Here is a 4,157-nt window from a genome sequence, read left to right as displayed (position 1 = left end):
AGGATCTGATCGAACTTCTCGCGTTCGTCGGACTGGATCAGGCGCACTTGGACCCCGTCCAGCAGGGCTTGCTGCGCCTCGGTTAAAATCGGCCGATGTTTTGTTTTCATCGGCCCTTTTGATAAAATTAGTGCAGACCGTTGTCCAGCTCAAAATACCAGCTTCCTCAGCCGCAATGATTTTCCTACCTCGGGACTCCGCCATAATCTCGATAAGATTCCTGTCATTCCTGTCATCTCAGCATTTACAAACAGCCAATTTGGTCTATAATGACGGGCACTGTGAATTGTCTTGAGGTTTTGAACGGACCAGCGAAATCCGGCAACGCTCCGAACAAGGGACGGAATCCCGTTTTGGTGGCGGGAGTGCTGTTCCTTTGCCTCACCGGCGTGGTTACGGCTGGAGAGAAAATCCAAATCACCGAAGGCACCGAGAAGATCGACCTGCCTAGCCGTGTTCCCAAGGACGACTTGTTTTCCAAACCGCTCGATTTCTTGAAATCGCGCGGCGGTGGCGGAGGCTCGCTCATTCCTGATCTGCCCCCTCCCGTTCAGACGTCCCCGTTGAACAAAGATCGACTCGACAAGACGGACTGGCTCAAAAGCACTTCCGGGAACTTCGATAAGGATGCCATCTTGAAGCAAATCTTCGGAGTGCGCGAATACAAGTACGAGAATTTGGAAAAACGGCCGAAAGGGAGCCTGGATGATTCGTGGGGGGGAACGTCCGACCGAGAGACACAAAAGTCCCCCGGCAGCTTGTTGGACCGGCCTTTGTCTCGCCGGGAACTCGAGTGGGACCGAAAGGACATGGCCGCTGACCCCTTCTCACGGCTTCGCGAACGCTCCCAGACCGGTAGCGGCATTGACGAGGAGAGCAACAATGGATCGATTGCCGATCTGAATCTGAACAATCTTCTCCATCCAACGCAAGTCACCGACCCATTCTCACGCATGCCCGGAGGCATGCTCCGGTCGCCGGATGCCCGGGGCCCCGGCCAGTTCTACAATCGAACCATAACCAGCCAGTCCGGGAGAACCCGCGAACAAGAATTGCGCGCGCTGGAGTTCGAGAAGCTGTTGAAGGGCCCATCCGCGATTCAAAAGCCGGTTAACGATCCGATCAATGCCCTCACCGACAGAACACGCCAGGAAATCAACCCGGTCAAAGGAACACGGCTGGACAACTCAGTCGGGCCGGCGATTTCCGCGATCGGCGCAGAATCCTCGGCAGGATTTGGCCGGGCTTCTCGTCCGAGTTTTCTCGATAACCTCAACACCAAAGTGCTCGGTTCTTCGAGTTTGACTCCCTCAATCGTCGCTCCTGCCCCCGCGCGAATCACAGAAGCGAAGCCGCCGGTGTTGGAAATTCCGCGGCGGAAGTTCTAGCCGGGAGTGATCCCTAATCCTGTTCCCATCGGAGCACAGAAACGCTTTGGCCGGCTTCCCATTTGGCGTCGGGCGGAATATCCACCAATCCATTCGCGCAGGCCAGGGAGCTCAACACGTGCGAGGCCTGGATTCCAGCCAATCGGACCGTCCCGTCGCTCTCCACTTTGACTCGGACAAAGTGCCTTCGATCGCCGCGATTCACGAGCTTGTCCGCGAGCACGCCCGGATGACTTGGCAGATGGACCGATGAGGCGCCTTGAAAACGAAGCAGGGCGGGGCGCGCCAGAATCAGAAAAGTCACGAACGAAGACACCGGATTGCCAGGCAGGCCGAGGAGGAATTTCCCGCGCCAACATCCGAACGCGAACGGTTTTCCGGGCTTCATGGCGACTTTCCAGAACGCAAGCTCCCCGCCTAGTTTCTCACAAGCTGCTTTCACGAAATCAAATTCACCAACCGATACGCCACCGGTGCTCACCACGACATCGCACTCATTGAACGCTTGCTCCAGCATGGCTTGCGTGGCCTCCAGCGTATCCTTCACGAGAGGCAGAATCCGCGCCCGTCCGCCGGCCTGGGAAACCAACGCAGCCAGGCCAATACGATTACTCTCGTAGATCTGCCCTGGACCGAGCTTCTGCCCCGGTTCAACCAGTTCGCTGCCTGTGGCCATCAAACCCACGACGGGCTGGCGCCCGACGCTGACTTCCGTCACGCCGGCAGCCGCGAGCAAACTCACGCGGCTGGTCGTCAGTCGCTCCCCTCCCGCGATGAGGGCCGTGCCACACTTCACGTCCTCGCCCTTCAAGCGAACGTTCTCCCAGGGCTTCACCGCGTCGAGGCAGAGGATTCTGCCGGGATCCGCCGGATCCGGCCGTGTGTCTTCTTGCATGATCACCGCATCTGCGCCTTCGGACAACGGGGAGCCGGTAAAGAGCCGGACACAAGTTCCCGGCAAAACGCGCTCCCTGAAAACTTCGCCCGCGGCAATGCGGCCAATCAAGCGAAGGCCCACCGGGCCCGAACCGCACGCGTTGCGGAGGTCTTGAGCCACGACGGCGTACCCGTCCATCGCGGAGTTGTCGAAGAGAGGCAGATCAATTGGGGAAAACACCGGAGCGGCGAGAATCCTGCCCAAGGCCTCGCGCAACGGCACGGTCTCTTTGGGCAAAGGCGTGATTCCGGAGAGAATTTGCTTTTGTGCGTCTTCGACTTTCAACATGGCAAGGTCCTTTGCATCAATCCGACACCTCTTCAACCAGCGCCTTGGCAGGCCGGCCCGTGCCGCCCACCTTGATTTCCGGGACGAGCAGGAGACATGAGATCCCGATCAATCCAGCCGCAATGCCGCCCAGCATTTCCACCGAGACTTCCCGCACCAAATGAAACGCGACCAGCGGCGCCAGCATGCCTCGAACTCCGGTGAGGCACGTGTGCACCGACATGTAATCCGCGACGTGCTCGGGCGGCGCGAATTTCGTGACCCAAAGGCTCCAGGCCACGTCGCCGCCCGCGTTCGAGATGCCAAACACGACCGCGCCCAGAATCAATCCCGTCACGCTCGAACTCAAAAAGAAGCTCAGGATCCCGATGGCAAACCCGATATTCAGGACAACGCGCAAGGTGAAGAAGTTCGTCCGGTCAAAAAGCCACCCCCAGATCGGGCTCATGACCAACCGCGCGGCGTTCGGGATCACGCCCGTGAGGAACGCGACTTCGGCGACGGACAAGGCCAATCCGTATTGCGGGTTCGCCAGATACTCGACGCGCATCGGGAGCATCATGAGATTCGCGAAGCCCATCAGCATCCAGCTTATCAGCGTTCTTCGAAAGAGAGGATCTTGGCGGGCAAAACGCATGGCGCGGAGCGGATGGGTCCCGCCTTGCACCGTAAGAATTCTCGAGGGGTACCGCGCCAGACAAAAGCTCGCGAACGCGAACGTCGCGGCAAAGAAGACCAGCAAACCGCGAAAATAGTCGATGTGCTCCGACAGCACGCGTCCGGCGACTTCGCTGAACAAAGCCGCCGTCGCAATTCGCACCATGACCGTTCTCGAAAACAGATGGCCGCGGGTCTTCTCCGGATAATTCTCCTGGTAAATCTGCGTCAGAAGCGGAACAGCCGCCGAGGAAGCCGTCATCGCCAGAACGCTGCCCACAACGAAGACCGGCAAGATCGGAACCAGCGCCATAAACAGAAAGCACGTGGCGCCGGCGGCGGCCAGCCACGACGCCGCGCGCGCCGTCGTCCAGCCCAGCGCGGCGACGCTCGAAACGACGACTGGCGTGAGCACCAATCCGAGACTTCCGCCGCCCGCGACCAGGGCCTTCGCGGTCGCTCCGGTGTTGAATGCGCGCACGGCAATGAGCAGCAGGAAGGTCGTTCCTGCCGTTTCCAGGATGCCGCTCGAAACGGCCCGCCAACGCTCGTATCGGTAAGTGACTTCGGTATCCGTGCCCCGATGCATGGGCGGAGATTAATCGCCGAACGCGGAAGGCTGCAAATGAATCTCCAAGCGTCTGCAGACAATCCGGCACGTGGATTTGTCTCTGAGCGAATCGTCTGGCTCCCGTTCGCTGGATCCGTGTGGATTAGTTGAGTGGCATCAACGCATCAAGCGCGCCTTGCCTTCCGCATCGATCTCAAGCTCCTTGGCGCCTTTCGGAACCTCTGCGTTCACGATCTTGCCGCCGGGCCAGCGCACCCAGATCCCCGTCACTTCCTCCTTCAGCCCCTGCACCTGCACCGCCCCCTCTTGCGACCAG

The 4,157-nt window shown here is 59.5% G+C and carries 3 protein-coding genes; 1 reads left to right on the top strand and 2 read right to left on the bottom strand.

The annotated features are described in order from the left end of the window. Positions 1 to 269 precede the first annotated feature (269 nt). Positions 270 to 1,388, top strand: a complete 1,119-nt coding sequence (locus FJ398_26435) for a hypothetical protein (protein ID MBM3841423.1) — start codon at positions 270 to 272, stop codon at positions 1,386 to 1,388. A gap of 13 nt (positions 1,389 to 1,401) precedes the next feature. Here the strand turns inward: FJ398_26435 and FJ398_26430 are convergent, their stop codons facing one another. Both FJ398_26430 and FJ398_26425 read right to left on the bottom strand, forming a co-directional pair. Then, on the bottom strand, positions 1,402 to 2,613 hold the full coding sequence (locus FJ398_26430) for a molybdopterin molybdotransferase MoeA (GenBank protein MBM3841422.1): 1,212 nt from the start codon (positions 2,611 to 2,613) through the stop codon (positions 1,402 to 1,404). A gap of 16 nt (positions 2,614 to 2,629) precedes the next feature. After that, positions 2,630 to 3,859: an MFS transporter gene (locus tag FJ398_26425; protein ID MBM3841421.1), complete on the bottom strand. Its 1,230-nt coding sequence runs from the start codon at positions 3,857 to 3,859 to the stop codon at positions 2,630 to 2,632. Positions 3,860 to 4,157: the final 298 nt, after the last annotated feature.

Source organism: Verrucomicrobiota bacterium, assembly GCA_016871535.1.
Taxonomy (GTDB): domain Bacteria; phylum Verrucomicrobiota; class Verrucomicrobiia; order Limisphaerales; family SIBE01; genus VHCZ01.
This window is presented reverse-complemented; position numbering and strand designations above follow the sequence as displayed.

What these genes read in the sequence shown, in the direction of transcription:
- FJ398_26435 (MBM3841423.1), top strand. Translation starts at nt 270, where the DNA reads ATGACGGGCACTGTGAATTGTCTTGAGGTTTTGAACGGACCAGCGAAA.
- FJ398_26425 (MBM3841421.1), bottom strand. Translation starts at nt 3,859, where the DNA reads ATGCATCGGGGCACGGATACCGAAGTCACTTACCGATACGAGCGTTGG.
- FJ398_26430 (MBM3841422.1), bottom strand. Translation starts at nt 2,613, where the DNA reads ATGTTGAAAGTCGAAGACGCACAAAAGCAAATTCTCTCCGGAATCACG.